Annotated in this window: 9 protein-coding genes; 8 read left to right on the plus strand and 1 reads right to left on the minus strand. The window is 47.2% G+C overall.

The window, feature by feature from the left end:
- Positions 1 to 157 precede the first annotated feature (157 nt).
- The 7 genes from LZD49_RS04110 to LZD49_RS04140 all read left to right on the plus strand — a co-directional run bounded on the left by LZD49_RS04110 (position 158) and on the right by LZD49_RS04140 (position 10,599).
- On the plus strand, positions 158 to 715 hold the full coding sequence (locus tag LZD49_RS04110; protein WP_234666050.1) for a Crp/Fnr family transcriptional regulator: 558 nt from the start codon (positions 158 to 160) through the stop codon (positions 713 to 715).
- 96 nt (positions 716 to 811) lie between these two features.
- Entirely contained in the window at positions 812 to 1,231 is a 420-nt protein-coding gene (locus LZD49_RS04115; RefSeq protein ID WP_234666051.1) for a hypothetical protein, read from the plus strand.
- A gap of 32 nt (positions 1,232 to 1,263) precedes the next feature.
- Entirely contained in the window at positions 1,264 to 2,322 is a 1,059-nt protein-coding gene (locus LZD49_RS04120) for an efflux RND transporter periplasmic adaptor subunit (protein WP_234666052.1), read from the plus strand.
- Between the two features lie 48 nt (positions 2,323 to 2,370).
- Positions 2,371 to 5,478 carry an efflux RND transporter permease subunit gene (locus tag LZD49_RS04125; protein WP_234666053.1) on the plus strand — a complete coding sequence of 1,036 codons (3,108 nt, stop codon included), beginning with the start codon at positions 2,371 to 2,373 and terminating at the stop codon, positions 5,476 to 5,478.
- The gene (locus tag LZD49_RS04130) at positions 5,475 to 6,827 is read left to right on the plus strand and encodes a TolC family protein (protein WP_234666054.1); all 1,353 of its coding nucleotides are present in this window, start codon (positions 5,475 to 5,477) and stop codon (positions 6,825 to 6,827) included. Before LZD49_RS04125 ends, LZD49_RS04130 begins: the two co-directional genes overlap by 4 nt.
- A gap of 44 nt (positions 6,828 to 6,871) precedes the next feature.
- Positions 6,872 to 8,191: an NAD(P)/FAD-dependent oxidoreductase gene (locus LZD49_RS04135; RefSeq protein WP_234666055.1), complete on the plus strand. Its 1,320-nt coding sequence runs from the start codon at positions 6,872 to 6,874 to the stop codon at positions 8,189 to 8,191.
- Positions 8,188 to 10,599, plus strand: coding sequence for a GAF domain-containing protein (locus LZD49_RS04140; RefSeq protein WP_234666056.1), 2,412 nt, complete (start codon positions 8,188 to 8,190; stop codon positions 10,597 to 10,599). Before LZD49_RS04135 ends, LZD49_RS04140 begins: the two co-directional genes overlap by 4 nt.
- Positions 10,600 to 10,691: 92 nt before the next feature.
- Here the strand turns inward: LZD49_RS04140 and LZD49_RS04145 are convergent, their stop codons facing one another.
- The gene (locus tag LZD49_RS04145; protein ID WP_234666057.1) at positions 10,692 to 11,582 is read right to left on the minus strand and encodes a helix-turn-helix domain-containing protein; all 891 of its coding nucleotides are present in this window, start codon (positions 11,580 to 11,582) and stop codon (positions 10,692 to 10,694) included.
- Between the two features lie 191 nt (positions 11,583 to 11,773).
- Between LZD49_RS04145 and LZD49_RS04150 the strand changes: the two genes are divergently transcribed.
- Positions 11,774 to 15,901 carry a hybrid sensor histidine kinase/response regulator transcription factor gene (locus tag LZD49_RS04150; protein WP_234666058.1) on the plus strand — a complete coding sequence of 1,376 codons (4,128 nt, stop codon included), beginning with the start codon at positions 11,774 to 11,776 and terminating at the stop codon, positions 15,899 to 15,901.
- The last annotated feature ends 219 nt before the right edge of the window (positions 15,902 to 16,120 follow it).

The raw sequence follows: 16,120 nt of genomic DNA on the forward strand, positions 1-16,120 counted from the left end.
CTCTAGCATAATCGTGCCTGGCGTGCGGGGCTGAGGCATTCGCTGATTTTTGGTATCCACGAGGTTATCACAGGAAATGATCAACTTTGTATGATTTGGACTGTACCCTTCTGGTGATAAGATCATTTTTTAAATTTGGATTTAACAAAATAGACCCATGGAAATTAAAGATTTTTTCACCTCAAAATCTTTTTCGGAAGAAGAAGCTTCAAAAATTGCCTCCGTTTTCAAAATGGAGACAGTTCATAAGGGACAAAAGATTTTGGAGCCGCATAACCGCGGGACAAAGGTTTACTTTGTGCAGGAAGGTCTACTCAGAACTTATTATTTAAAAGACGGTAAAGACATTACGCATCATTTTTTCTTGGAAAACACATTCGCATTGCCGCTGGAGAGCATTTTTTACAACAAGGTGGCTCCATACGGGATCGAATCTCTCGAGACGGGGATCGTCGTTTCTGCCCATTACCATGAGTTTGAGAGAATCTCAGAAATCTATCCATCTCTTCAGAAAATGATCAGATTACTCTTGATCGATGTATTACATGCTTTCTCCGAGCGGCTCTATGCCATTCAGTTTCAAACCGCGCAGGACCGTTACAAAGCCATCGTAGACAACCATCCGGATCTACTGGTGCGTGCCCCACTCGGGCATATTGCGTCGTATATCGGCATAACCCAACAGACCCTGAGTGTTTTAAGAGCACAACGCTAGATGAAATATTTTCGACTACCTTTCATTTTTTAATCTAGCTTAAAAGAAATCTTCCTGAATGCCCCGAGCTTTGCATTGTTAATTAAATGTTTAACTATGAAAGACTCAGAGCGTGTGCCCGGCACGTACCATTTTGTTTTTATTACAGACGAGGCCGGTATCAGCAGCACATTTCAAGACGTAAAGAAACAGGTCGTTCAGGGGAACGACAATCATGTTTCGCTTATTTGTTTCGCAGAAAACAGGGATCATTTGTTTGTAAAAGAGCTAGGCATCATGCACAGCCATTTTCCGGATCGTTTTCTAACCTACTTTGAAGAAGCAGCATCGTTGGAATCAGGTCCCATACCGCAGGAAACGCTCGAATCGGTAATCAATGAAAACACCCGGGACGTGCTTCATTTTTATCTGACCGGAAGCGCCTACTTTGTTCATTTAGTCTATCAGTACCTGATCTTCCTGGGCATTCCAACCAGCGGGATCACTACCCACGAAATCAGTGGGATTTCCTTCTAAAAAGCAGTCTAATACTTAATTTATCATTTATCATGAAACGTACTCATTTATGTGTACTTGCACTTGCTGCATGTACACTTGGTTCCTGCAACAAAAAACAAAAAGATCTGGCAGAGGCCCCTGTCAATGCCTTATCGGTGGTCACTACCACAGTTCAAAAAAGGCAATCCGACCACCAGATTTCCATTAGTGGGAATATCGAAGGTGAGAAAACCGTAAGACTTGGGTTTATGGTGGCTGGCAAGATCGGCTACATAGCCGCCGAGGAGGGACAAAAAATCGGGAAAGGGCAGCTGATTTCCAGCCTGGAACCGACAAACTATGCGATTGGAAAAGAAATCGCCGATGTACAGGTAGCACAGGTGCAGGACGAATACCAGCGTCTGAAAATCATGCATGACCGGAGAAGCATCAGCGAAAGTGATTTTTCAAAGATCAGCCATGGACTCGAACAGTCGAAAGCACAACAGAAGCTCCAAGCCAAAAATCTTTCGGATACCAGACTGTATAGCCCGATCAGCGGGGTGCTTTTAACGAAGGGTGCAGAAGTTGGTGAGATCACAGGGACGGGGACTCCACTCTTTGTCGTAGCTGACATCAGCACAGTGAAAGCGGTTGCGTATATACCGGAGGGTGAGTTGCATAATATCAAATTGGGCCAGGAGGCAACAGTACTGGTTTCATCGTTAAACGAGACGTTTAAAGGAAAAATAACGGAAGTCGGGTCGGCTGCCGATCCGTCGTCACGTGCCTTTACAGTGAAAATCACGATCAGGAACCCGAAGCTGTTGATTCGCCCGGGAATGATCGCCGAAGCCAAGATCAATTCGGGTGAAAAAAGTGAATTTCTCGCCGTTCCGACGGAAGCAGTGCTCAAAAATCTAGACAACCAGAGCATTGTATATGTGGTCGATAAAGGCAAAAATAAGGCCTTTGAAAGAAAAGTGAGCCTGGGCAGATTGACGGATAACTACATCGAAATTCTGGCCGGACTCCATCCCGGAGATGTGATCGTAACCTCAGGGCAAAACAAGCTGACAAACGGTGCAGACGTTGCCGTAAAGCAAGCAGACGTTGCTGTGAATCATTAAGTTGATCTGTATAACTCTGATTGACAATAACTTACAAATCGAATCATCATGAATTTCGTAGAAGCATCTCTCAAATACAAACAGGTTACCCTTTCAATACTACTGCTATTGTTTGCGGTGGGGGTGAATTCGCTGTTGAATATGCCACGGCGGGAAGACCCCAAAATTACCATTCGCCAGGGGCTTGTGATTGCCTTTTTTCCCGGAGCCAATTCGGCGCAAGTGGAAGACCAGGTTACTAAAAAAATCGAACAATACCTTTTTCAATACGCGGAAGTAAACAAGGCTAAAACGTATTCGACCACCTCCGACGGAATGGTGGTAGTGAATGTAGAATTGAGCGAACAGGTGAAGGAACCGGACATTTTCTGGAGTAAGCTGCGGCATCAGCTGTTGATATCTAAACAAATCGATCTTCCGGACGGCGTAAAAGGACCCATTGTCAATTCCGATTTCGGCGACACAGAGGCGCTGGTGATTGGAGTCGAAAGCAGTGAAGCCAGTTATTTGCAATTGAAGGATTACACCCGCAAGCTGGAAGATGCAATCCGTACTGTGCCTGCAACTTCCAAGGTGAAAAGGATCGGCGAGCAGAAAGAACAGATTGTGATCAGCTCCAACTCGGAAAAACTTTCGCAATATGGCCTGAGCCTCAGCCAGGTGGTCAAGGTGCTACAAAGCCAGAACATCATTAACGCAACAGGGGATATTAAAACTGAAAACAGCCAGACACCGCTTTACACGGATGGTTATTTCAACTCGGAAGGTGAGCTTGCCAATCAGATCGTAGGCGCTTCCAAATCGGGACAGACCATCCGCCTGGACGATGTGGCAACCTTAACGCGAACTTACAACGACCTGACGAGCAAAACGACCGTCAATGGGAATAAGGCGATGATCCTTTCCGTACAAATGCAAGAGGGGAATAACATTGTCAAGTTCGGGGAGCAGGTACAGGGCAAGATTGATGAGGTGAAGAAACTACTGCCTGGCAATGTAAAGCTGACCACGATCGTCAATCAGCCGCAAATGGTGGACTCTAACATCTCCCATTTTATCCACGAGTTTTTTCTGGCCATTATCTCGGTTGTAGTGGTCGTAATTTTACTGCTTCCGTTCCGCATTGCGACCGTTGCCGCCATGGCCATACCTATGACCGTTGCCGTCACATTCGCGCTCATGCAAGCTTTCGGAATAGAATTACACCAGGTCTCCCTGGCCGCTCTGATCGTTGTTTTGGGAATGGTCGTCGACGATGCCATTGTGATTGCGGATAACTATGTGGAGCTGCTCGACGAAGGCGTGGACCGCTGGTCGGCCGCCTGGCGAAGTGCCAGCGACCTGGTCATCCCGGTACTTGCCGCAACGGTCACAATTATAGCCTCCTTTGCGCCGATGGTGCTTTTGACAGGAACAGTGGGCGAATTTATCCATGCTTTGCCCGTAACCGTCGCCATCGCTCTGGCCTCGTCTTTCATTGTCGCGATGGTTTTAACGCCGCTTTTGTGCTACACTTTTATCAAAAAGGGGTTGCACGACCACAGCGATGAAGCAGCCAATAAAAAGAAAAAGGAAACCTTGCTGGACAAAATGCAGAATGGCTACAACGTTGCACTGGACTGGTGTGTAAAACATCCGAAAACGACCGTCCTTGCTAGTTTAAGCACAATACTGATAGCGGGGTACCTTTTTTCAACACAAGTCAAGCAAAAATTTTTCCCTGCCGCTGAAAGAAACCAGTTCGTTGTGGAGCTCTGGATGCCAACGGGTACGAAGATGAACAAAACCGAGCAGTCTATTGCAAAGGTTGAAAAGATCGTGAAAGCAGATAAGCGGGTACAGTCTTATGCCACATTTGTCGGCACCAGCGCCCCGCGGTTTTACTACAATTTCTCACCCGAAGTGCCGGTCCAAAATTATGCGCAGATCCTGATCAATACAGAAACAGAAGCAACGACGGATGAGGTGGCGGAGGAGTTGACGCACGTGATCGACAACCTGGTTCCCGAAGGTATGGTACAGGTGAAGCTTATGCAGCAGGGCCAGCCACTGAAAGCGCCTGTGGAAGTGCGCATCATTGGGGAAGATATAAACCGGTTGCAGCAGATAGGGGCACAGGTCGAGCAGGTTGTTAAAAAAGCAAAAGGCAGCCGCTTGGTGCGGGACGATTACCGCGAAGATTACTATGGAATTGGCATACATCTTAAAAATGACGCGAGCAGACTTGGCTTTACTACGACGAGCATTGCAAGCTCGGTTTACGTAGGCTTTGCAGGGGCACCGGTGTCGACTATTTATGAAGGAAATGAGCCTGTCGACATCGTTTTAAGGCTAGACGAAAAGAACCGCCGTTCCACCGACGACCTGTCAAATACCTACCTTGAATCACCGGTGACCGGTTCCAGTGTTCCATTAAGGCAGGTTGCCGACATCGTTCCACAGTGGTTTACCGGCAAAATCATGCACCGTAACGGCGTGCGCACGCTGACGGTCCAATCCGAAACACAAGCAGGAACTTTGCCTTCGGAATTGCAGGCTGAAATCCAGGCAGAGATTTCGAAAATAAAGCTTCCCACCGGCTACAAGATCCAGTATGGAGGTGAATATTCGAATAAGGCCGAGACGTTCAGTCAGATGATAGCAGTGCTTGGCGTGAGCCTGGTGTTGATATTCCTGGTGCTGCTGCTGCAATTCCGTAACCTGAAAGAAGTCGCGATTATCATGCTCACGATCCCTTTAAGCCTGTTCGGTGCCGTGTTCGGACTTTATATTACGGGCAACAATTTCAGCTTCACGGCTTTTATCGGGCTCATTAGCCTGTCGGGTATTGTGGTCAGAAACGCGATTATCCTCGTCGATCATACCAACGAACTGATCAGGCACCACGGCATGGACATCGCTACGGCTGCTGTTGAATCCGGCAAAAGACGTCTTCGCCCCATCTTTCTGACAGCCATGGCGGCCGCGATCGGCGTGCTTCCCATGATCCTTTCCGGCTCTACGATGTGGGGCCCGCTGGCGAGTGTGATCGCAGTGGGTGTGATATGGAGCATGGTGATGGCGCTGCTTACTGTTCCGGTGCTTTACATCGGCTGGATGAAGCCATCGGACAAAGAAGAATTATTGAAAAATAGCCTAATAACAGAACTGCAATGAAAAATAGGACCATCATTAAATCACTAGGGGTTTTAGCAACGGTGTTGCTGCTCAACCCCGGCAAAATAAATGCCCAGCAGGCCCCGCTTACGCTGGACCAGACGATAGAAAAGGCTTTGCAAAACAACAAAATGTACAGTGTCAAATCTTCACAGGTTGAAGAAAAACAGGCAAAAGTAAAAGAAGACCAGATCAAGGCTTACCCGGCCGTTTCGGTTAATTCTACTTATCAGTACAATGCCAGCATCGGTCACCTTTCCATACCGCAGGGAGCTCTGGGCCAGCTCCCGCTGCCGGAAGGCAATGCGGCAATGCCCGACAACGATTTGAATTTCGATCTTGGAGAGCATCACACATTCAATGCAGGCGCGACGATCTATCAACCGATTTCACAGTTAAGCAAGATCAAAACGGGTGTGGCAATTTCTAAAACAGACGTGGAAATTGCCGACCGGGAGAAGGTAAAAGTATCGCTGGAAATTCGTCAGGCAGTGGAAAAACTATATTATGGTATCCTGATCTTAGGCAAGCAAAAAGAAGAAGCCGTAGCGAAGCTGGAACTGGCAAGGATCAAATTCTACGATGTAGAAAGCGGGAAATTGTCGGGCAAAACCATTGAGTCGAATGAATCCGGTTTGCAGGCCAACATTGCGGACAAGGAGCAGAAACTGCTAAAACTGGAAATCCGGCAAGACGATTACCTGGCCGATCTGAGCCGTTTGACCGGCATTGAAACCGGTGAAATCAACCTTAGCAATGCAGCATTACCGCCAACGGAAGTCACCAAAACGCTGGAAGATTACAGGACCGGGGCCATGGAGAATAATGTGGATATCCAACTGGCGGATCTCGGTAAGATTAAAAGTGAACTCGCTATTAAGGCAGCCAAGCTGAGCTACCGGCCCGATATCGGCGTATTTGCAGGCTATACTTACCAGAAAGGGAATGTGATTTTACCACGAAACAATCCTATTGCGGGAGCGAGCCTTAAATGGGACGTGCAAAGTATTTTCAGTAACAAAGAAGTGATCAAACAACGTTACCTGGTTTCGCAGCAAGCGCAAACGCTCCTGGCCGATAAAAAGGACGAGGTGAACGACAACGTCGACAAGGCCTACCGCAAGATCCGCCAGGCGCAGTCGCTCATTCAAGTGGCCCAGCGCGCCTATACCTTCCGTATGCAGGAGTTGAAAGAGCAGGAAGACAAAAAGCTCGCAGGGATGAATACCCAAACCGACCTGCTTGATACCAAATCGTCACTGGCCAAATCAGAGGCCGATTTGTTGGCAGCACAGCTGAATTACAGGTTGGCGGTTTCAGATCTGAAGATCCTGACCGAGCGGTATTAACATCACGCATGCAGCAGCAATGCGCAGACTTAAATCACAATAACATGAAAACGATTATCATCGTCGGGGGAGGGCTCTCAGGCATGGAGCTTGCCAAAGAACTTTCCCGCACCAGGGATTTAAAGGTGGTCCTGGTGGACAAAAACAATTATAATTTCTTTCCTCCTCTACTTTACCAGGTTTCCACGGCCTTTATCGAGGCTTCCAATATCAGTTACCCTTTCCGCAGAATATTCCAGGAAAGAGAAAATATCAGCTTTTATATGGGTAGCCTGCTCCGTGTTGAACCTGAAACCAATACCCTTGTAACCGATTCAGGCTCTTTGCAATACGACTACCTGGTGTTGGCCATGGGCGCCGAAACGAATTTTTTCGGAAACCAGAATATCATCAGGAATGCGCTGCCCATGAAGTCCATCGACGACGCGCTCAATCTGAGGAATCATATTCTTTTGAAATTGGAAGAAGCTTCGCGTTCAACCTCATTGTTGAATAAAAGTAAGCTGGTGAACCTGGTGATCGCCGGAGGAGGCCCCACCGGTGTAGAGCTGGCGGGTATGTTAGCCGAAATGAAAAATCATATCGGCACCAAAGACTACCCACAATTTACAACGGAATTGGGACAGATTTATCTGATCAATAGTGGCCCCGCATTGCTGGGGCCCATGAGCACGAAAGCGCAAAAGGAAGCGCAGAAGATAATCAGCAAGCTTGGGGTTACGATCTTGCTTAATACGTTAGTAACAGATTATGTGAACGAGAAGGTGATGCTTTCCACAGGGGAAAGTATTGCTACGGCAACGTTAATCTGGGTATCCGGCGTCATTGGCCGGGAAGTAGAAGGATTGCCCAAAGAAGTGATTGGCAGAGGCCGGCGGATCATGGTGGACGAAAAAAACCATGTACAGGGATTTGAAAATATCTTCGCGATTGGAGATCAATGCTTACAGGTATCGGATGCGAAATTTCCAAATGGCCACCCTCAACTCGCCCAGGTTGCTATGCAGCAAGGAAAGTTGCTGGGTCAGAATCTGATCAGGCTCCAACAGGGCAGGCCTGCAAAACCCTTCCGGTATTTTGATAAAGGCAGTATGGCTATTATTTCCAAATATAAAGCCGTAGTGGATTTACCACGCGGGTTTTTCAGCGGCTTCATAGCTTGGCTGGTTTGGCTGTTCATACACATCATTCCATTGATAAGCTTTCGCAATAAGAGCAGACTCGCTTTCACCTGGTTCTGGAGTTTTGTGACCAATAATCCTACACTTCGGCTTATTATCCGTCCCGAAAAGAAATATGAAGTAGAAGGTAACCAGGGACCAAACGATGAGTATGACATTCATTTCTCAATGGGTAAATTATGAAATCGATCCTCGTTGACATCACGGATAAGATGTCTGCCGATTCACTTAATCTTATGGTGCTATCCTTCACCAAATTTATAGTTTTTCTGAGGTCAAGGGTCGATCTGGAAACCGGCTTTCAAAAGGAAGTATTACAAATGGTACTGGACAGGATTTTAGAAGACCCGGCATTCAGCAAGCCGGTGTATACCGACAAGGTAGCCGATTACATCGATCAGCTTCAACTGATCTATCACACGTTGGTTCCGTCGATGAAGCCCGAAGAAGGTCTGCTTTGGGGCCTGAGCGCGCCGATCGACCCATTGATTTTTTTTGTTACGGACTCTTTGTATGACCTTTTGTTTGATAGCGTAACCGAAACGCTCAAAGCCCATGTTGTAGAGGGTGATTTACAGCAGGATATTCAAAGGGCCTATGACATCATCCTTGAAAATCTCTATGGCATTTCGAAATCAGATTCTACTGATCTGATTGTCTGCGTCAATACGGAAACACCTGGCGAAAAAAAATATTACCGCATCAATATAGATTCCCGGTTTGTGCAAGTATCCCCAAAGGATAAGCTTCCTGCCATTGACCACGAAGCGATCAAAAATAAATTGCAAGATCCGGCAGGTTTGGAGTGGCTGGCAACAATGCTGCCACTGGATACTTTCAAGTTCGAAGGTTTCTCAGTCCTCACTGCCACAGACGTCACCCAGGAGCATGCCCTCGAAGAACTCAGAGAGATCATATTGAACAGGCAAGACCTTGATACCGGGTCGTATTTATCGAATATCACAGATGCCTTAAAAACACTGGCGGGCGATCCTACCATTGACTTTGGTATGATGCCGCTTTTAAAAGTGAACAATAAACTTGTTTTCAATTATAATAATTGGATTAGCAGTAGAATTATCAAAGCCGCACTGGAATATAGCAACGGTGAAAAAGCATACTTGTCTTTGGTGAAAAGGTACTTAAACCAACCTGGATACTTCGTCAGCAATGACCTGTCGCAATCAGAAATTGACCCTGACCTGGTGCAGGTTCTTAAAAATTCGTGCATACTTGCCGCCGCTCTGTTACCAGTCTACCACCATGGTGTTTTCTGCGGAGTTTTTGAAGTGTATTCCGATAGAGTGAACGGAATAAATGAAATTATACTGGCAAGATTAAATCACGCATTTGAACTATTAGGTCTGATTTATCAAAACACGATCAGTGAATTCAATGAAGAGATCGAACATGTGATCCGAGACAAGTTCACCTCTCTGCAACCCGCCGTTACATGGAAATTCAGGGACGCTGCATGGCATTATTTGCAGGACAAGGCGAAGAAAATACCCGATGTCGCCATTGAGCCAATCACGTTTAAGGGTGTGTATCCACTCTATGGTGCGGTAGATATCAGAAACTCCACAGGAGAGAGAAATGTGGCATTGAAGGAAGACTTCAATGCTTTGTTTGCGGTACTGATAGATACATTGTCAGTTCTAAAGCAGCATCTTGGGCTTTACCTTGCGGGCGAACTCATCTTCAAGACCAGGCAAATGCAAGCGCATTTAAATGATGAGACAACGCATACCAACGAGTTGCATCTTGAAGAATTCCTGGTCAATGAGATACATCCCGTTTTAGCACATTTTAGCAGAAAAAACCTGACGGGAGTAAATGAACGCAAACGTATGGATACTGCGAATAACGAATGCTCGGAAGAAGTATTCACGAGTGTGGAGAAGTATTTTGAATTTACAGATAAGCAAACAGGTCAGGCATTCGCGCATCGGCACGCATTGGAAGAATCGATGCAAACAATCAATTCCGCGGTAAATCAACATTTAGATATATTTAAGAATCAATTACAACTATCTTATCCAACTTTCTTCGACAAGTTTAGAACAGACGGGGTAGAATATGATATCTACATCGGTCAGTCAATCGATCCGGAAACACGTTACCACGATTTCTACCTGAAAAATATAAGGCTCGCCCAGTTGAAATGTATGGCCGATATTGCCTTGGTAACGAATGAGTTACTGGCCGGAATGGAGAAGAAATTACCGACTACACAGCTCATTTTTATAAACGCAGGGACCATCGATATCAGCTTCCGTGATGACGAGCGGCGATTCGACGTGGAAGGAGCCTATAACATCAGATACCAGATCATAAAGAAAAGAATTGACAAAGTTCATATTGCAGGAACGCAGGAAAGACTTACCCAGCCGGGCAAAATTGCCATGGTGTATTTTAGTAACAGTTCGATCCAGGAATACATCGGTTATATCACCTATTTACAACAGCAGGGAACATTGCTGGCGGACCTGGAATACCTGGATCTGGAAGAATTGCAAGGGGTAAACGGGTTAAAGGCGTTGCGCGTTGGCGTGAATTATGTGCAGACAACACTTAACGAGGCTCAATGAAAGTGGGATTGACATAGCAATGTCTGTCAGGTAACCACCGCGCCCGGACGGTGAAGCCTCTGCTAATTTGACTTTACTTTGAAGATGACCGGTTATGGCTGATCATCTTCGGAAAAATCTATTTGCTTCCTGTAAGCGCTGGGTGGAAGACCGGTCACTTTTTTGAACGTTCGTGTAAAATGCGACAGGCTTTCGAAGCCGGTCAGGGAAGCAATTTCGGCATTCGAGACCCGGCTGGTTGCCATAATGTGGACCGCCCGCTCTATACGAGTTTCATAAATAAATGATAGAGGGCGCGTGCCTGTGTGCTTTTCAAACAAGCGGGAGAAATACTCTGCATTCAGGCTGGCCCGTTCTGCGAGTAATTTCACTTTAAGTGGCAAATGCAGGTTGACGTACACAAAGCGCATGGCGTCAAGAATTTTTGCCGGAATGACCCTCGCTTCCCTGACCTGGAATATTTCAGGAACGGTAAAGCGGGATAATAGCTGTAAAAGGATGCCCTGCGTTTCAAGGAAGTCCGAAATTTTCTGGTGGTTGTTCAGCTCCTGGTATTCCTTGTAGTAGATGTTTTTCTCGTACACCTGGGGATTGTCGGAGCGATTGATGCCCCGTCCCGGATTGATATCCACAAGCCGACGGAAATTGATCAGGTCGATATCACACGCCTTTACCCTGTGGACGAGGCGAATATCCGAAAATAAGGATGTACCATCGGTTGACTCTTCAAAAAACTGAACGAAATACTGGCTCAGGAAGTTTTCACAAACCAGATTGCAAAAGGTGTACGAAGGTATGATGTAGAGATAGCCGGCTTCCAGCTTTAATGTCTTGGATGTATCCGAAATTTTCCCTTCCCCAGCATCGATATAGTAGATGCGATGATAGGGACTGATTACGTTTTTGTAATTCCATTTCGAGTCCAGTTGTACGTAGTCGGTGTTGAGAAGCGACAATGTATGCCGGAGAAACCGTTTATTCATAATTCATGAGAAAATTGGCCTAAAAATAGGTAAAAATCTGTTTCAGGTAAAAAAAGGTCTGTTTTTGATGCAATTTTTATGCGTGCATCGGGCTAGCTTTGAGGGTCAGTTGGGATGGACAGACCGGAAAATTGGAATGTAACAGGAAGGGTTTCTGATCTTGAAATTTAGTGGTGAAGCAATCAAGTTTTTTGAAAAGTGTTCGGCTGGTGATGATGTTGTTGCTGATTCACGTCACAGTCAAATCATTCGGGCAGGAGCGTCGGTTTGTTCATATTGATGCCCGCCAGGGCCTTTCCCATGCCCATGTAAAAGCAATTTATCGCGACGAAACCGGCTTTCTCTGGATCGGTACGGAGTCGGGACTCAACCGTTTCGACGGCTACACGATCAAGGTGTTTCGCAGCGATGCATCCGATTCCACATCACTGTTTCACGACTACGTTGTCGATCTATTTAAGATGCCGGGCGGGAAAATGGGCGTTCTCACTTCTATTGGCACATGCGTATATGACCCGGCAACAGAGACCTTCTCCCGGCCTTCACAAGGTTTTCAGGCATATTCCGTTACCAAGCCCGCCAACCTGCAAACCGTTGTACCGGATAACAAGGGCAACTACTGGTTTATCATTCAAAACGACGGACTGATCTGTTACAATGAGAGGAGCAAAAAGGCCTTTTCTGTAAAACATGCCGGCCGCGATACCACCTCCATAGCCAGCAACGACGTCACCGCCATAGCACAGCACGCCGATGGCACTTACTGGCTGGCACATTCCAATGGGATGGTCGAAAATGCAGTTCTTGAGAAGCAAGGCGTGAGGGTGATCAAAAGGCTCAATTTTTTTTACGATCGCAGGGTCAGCAAGGACGACCACCTGCATTGTAAGCTGATGCTGGACCCTGACGGGGATGTTTGGGTATATCCCAACAATTTCGATCTGGGCGTAGCTTATTTCAACAGGCAGCAGGGCAGGGTACTTCATTTTGGAAAGACCTTCGGAAGCCCCCGGCTGAGCTCTGACATGACCACCGGCTTGGTAGTGGACGTCAGGGGGCACATCTGGATCTCCAATGGACAAACCGGCGTTGACGTGCTGGATAAACAGGCGCTGTCTGTGACCCACATGTCGCATGTGGTGGAGAATGACCAGACGCTGAGTCATAATGCAATTACCACGATGCTCAAAGACGAGGATGGAGTGATTTGGTTGGGTACGTATAAAAGCGGGGTGGATTATTTTCATCAGAACATCAAGCGGTTTCCGCTCGTCAACCGGTATTCGAAGCCTAACGGTCTGCCTTTTGAGGACATCAATGCGTTTGTAGAGGATAAGAAGGGTAACCTCTGGCTTGGAACCAATGGCGGGGGATTGATATACTTTGACCGGCAGACCGGGAAATTCACGACTTACCGGCACGATCCGAAGAACCCGCAAAGCCTGAGCAACGATGTCATCGTCACTTTGTGCCTCGACCACAAAAATCAGTTATGGATAGGGACTTTCCTGGGCGGATTGAGCTGTTATGACGGACAAAAGTTCATTCGGTACCAGCAGGACCCCAAGCAGCCCAAAAGCCTTCCGGGCAGAAGCGTGTGGGAAATATTCGAAGATTCGCAGCAACGACTCTGGATCGGTACCCTCGACGGGGGCCTTTGCCTGTTTGATCAAAGTAAAAAAACCTTCACCAGGTTTACTCATCCAAAGCAATGGGCGCTCTATTCCGTTTGTGTTCCTACCATTTTCGAGGATTCGAAGGGCAACATGTGGTTTGGGACGCCCACGGGGATAGACGTATTGATGAAGGCATCCGGGGAGCTGGTCCACTTTGAAACCGAAAAGAACAATCCCGCCTCCATTGTCAGTAACGACATTTTAGGCATCCACGAGGATTCAAAGGGGAGGATATGGATAGGGACGCGGGGAGGACTTGGTCTATGGCAGCGGGAATCCAACACATTCATCAATTACACCGAGAAACAGGGACTCTCTCACAAGGCTATTCTATCGATGTTGGAAGATGAAGACGGACGGCTTTGGCTGGGTACTCCGAACGGCTTGTCATGCGCCACCATTTCTTCGGGGAAATCGGGCTTGCAAGTCAGTTTTAGGAATTATTCCGAAATCGATGGTTTGCAAGGCAGACAATTCAACGAGGATGCTGCGCTCAGGACACGCCGTGGAGAACTGATTTTTGGCGGGGCCAGTGGTTTCAACTTATTCAGGCCGCAGGATTTGGGTGAAAATAAGATAGTGCCCCGGTTGGCATTCACCGATTTTCAACTGTTTAACCGCAGCATCCACCCCTCATTGTCCGATCAGGATAAGTCGGTACTTACCTCCTCCATCACAACGAGTCCTTCCATTGTATTGCGGGCGAGCGACAATGTCTTCTCCATTGAATTTGCCGCCCTCAGCTTTATTCAGGCTGGTAAAAATCAGTACAAGTACAAATTGGAAGGCTTTAATGATGATTGGCTGAGCACTAACGCCGCAAACCGGAAAGTTACCTTCACCAACCTCGATGCCGGCGACTATGTTTTTCGTGTGATCGCATCCAACAACGACGGGCTTTGGAATGAAACAGGGATAGCATTGCCCATCAAGGTGCTTCCGCCTTTCTGGAAATCGCCCCTGGCCTATTCATTGTATACGCTGGGGATAGTTCTGCTTCTTCTGGCAACACGCAAGCTCATTCAGGAAAGGGAAAGGATGAAGTTTGCTATCACACAGACGCGTGAAGAGGCGAGGCGTTCACAGGAGCTGGATATGCTTAAGACAAAGTTCTTCACCAATGTGAGCCACGAACTGCGTACACCGCTTTCCCTCATTCTCGCCCCGGTTGAAAAGCTTAGTGCAAAGGCCGTGGATAGTCAGGACCAGAAACAGCTTGATCTGATCCAGAGAAATGCGAAGCGACTGCTGAACCTTGTCAATCAGCTACTCGACTTCAGAAAGCTGGAAGTGAACGAGATCCGGTTTCATCCCTCAGATGGTGACGTTGTCCGGTTCATTAAAAATACAGTCTATTCATTCTCGGATTTGTCTGAGAAAAAAGATATCCGGCTTACGTTTTATTCAAACGTCTCGGCGCTCGAAACGATGTTTGACCATGAAAAACTCGAAAAGATCTTATTTAACCTGCTTTCGAACGCCATTAAGTTTACTCTCGGCCCCGGCGAGGTGTCCGTGACGGTGGACGTTCAGGGCGCTGGGGAGAACAATGCGGTGGAGATCAGAGTCAAAGACACGGGCATTGGTATACCCTCTGAAAAACAGGAGTTGATCTTCGAGCGTTACTTTCAAAGTGATTTGCCCAATACGATCATCAACCAGGGGAGCGGTATCGGGCTGGCCATTACCAAGGAATTCGTTCGCATTCATGGCGGGACTGTTCGTGTGGAGAGCGAAGTGGGGAAAGGAAGCTGCTTTATAGTTGTGCTCTCTCTGAAGAAACAAAGCCAGGCGGTGCATGAAATCATTAACGAGCCCGTTCAATTCGCTGTGTCGGACGATGCAATTCGAACGGAACACGAATCTGCCAATAAGCCGCTCATTTTGCTGGTAGAGGACAATGAGGATTTTCGGTTCTATCTCAAAGATAACTTGAAGCAATCCTATTCCGTGATCGAGGCCGCAACGGGTGACGAAGGCTGGAACAAAACCCTTGCGCAACGTCCTGTCCTGATCGTGACGGATATTATGATGCCCGGCCTGAATGGGCTCGACTTTTGCAAAATGGTGAAATCGGACGAGCGGGTATCCCATACGCCGGTCATTTTGCTTACCGCGCGATCGGAGGATGAACAATTCCTCGAAGGATTTAAAGCAGGAGCAGATGATTACATTCCGAAGCCATTCAACTTTCAGGTGCTGGAGTCGCGCATCAGAAACCTTATTTCGTCTCGGCAAAGTCTCCAGGCCCTCTTTGCGCCCAAGAATGGACTTAAGGCAAGTGAAATTAAAATTACACCCTTGGATCAGCAATTTCTTCGCGATATGGTCCAGGTGATCGAGAAGCATATTTCCAATGCCGAATTTACGGTGATTGACCTCGCCCGCGAAATGGGTGTGAGCCGTTCGCAATTTTTCAAAAGAGTGCAGACACTTACCGGGAAATCCCCGCTCGAAGTGATCCGTGATATCAGGTTGCAGCACGCTGCTCAGCTCTTAGAAAAAAGCCAGCTTTCGGTCGCTGAAATTGCCTACCAGGTCGGCTTCAATAACCCTAAATATTTTGCCCGTTACTTCAAGGACTTTTACCATGTACTGCCTTCCGCCTATTCATGCGGTAAACGGGCAACGGGTAAAAATTAGCGTAAAACGGCCTCCCCGGCCCGTGTGCGCAAAATCAGTTTTTTGCTGTTTTTTGGCTATTTAATACTATTCTGGACTTTTTATCCCCCTCATTCGGACTAATTCGTACCCACCCATAGCTCATTGGTGCTCTACCTTTGATGCAAACAATTCCTGTTATGATGCTAGTCCGATAAGGCAAGTGGCGCGCCTGCCGCTGGACTATTATGAGGTAGGGAA

It is taken from the genome of Dyadobacter sp. CY261 (assembly GCF_021440085.1).
Classification (GTDB): domain Bacteria; phylum Bacteroidota; class Bacteroidia; order Cytophagales; family Spirosomataceae; genus Dyadobacter.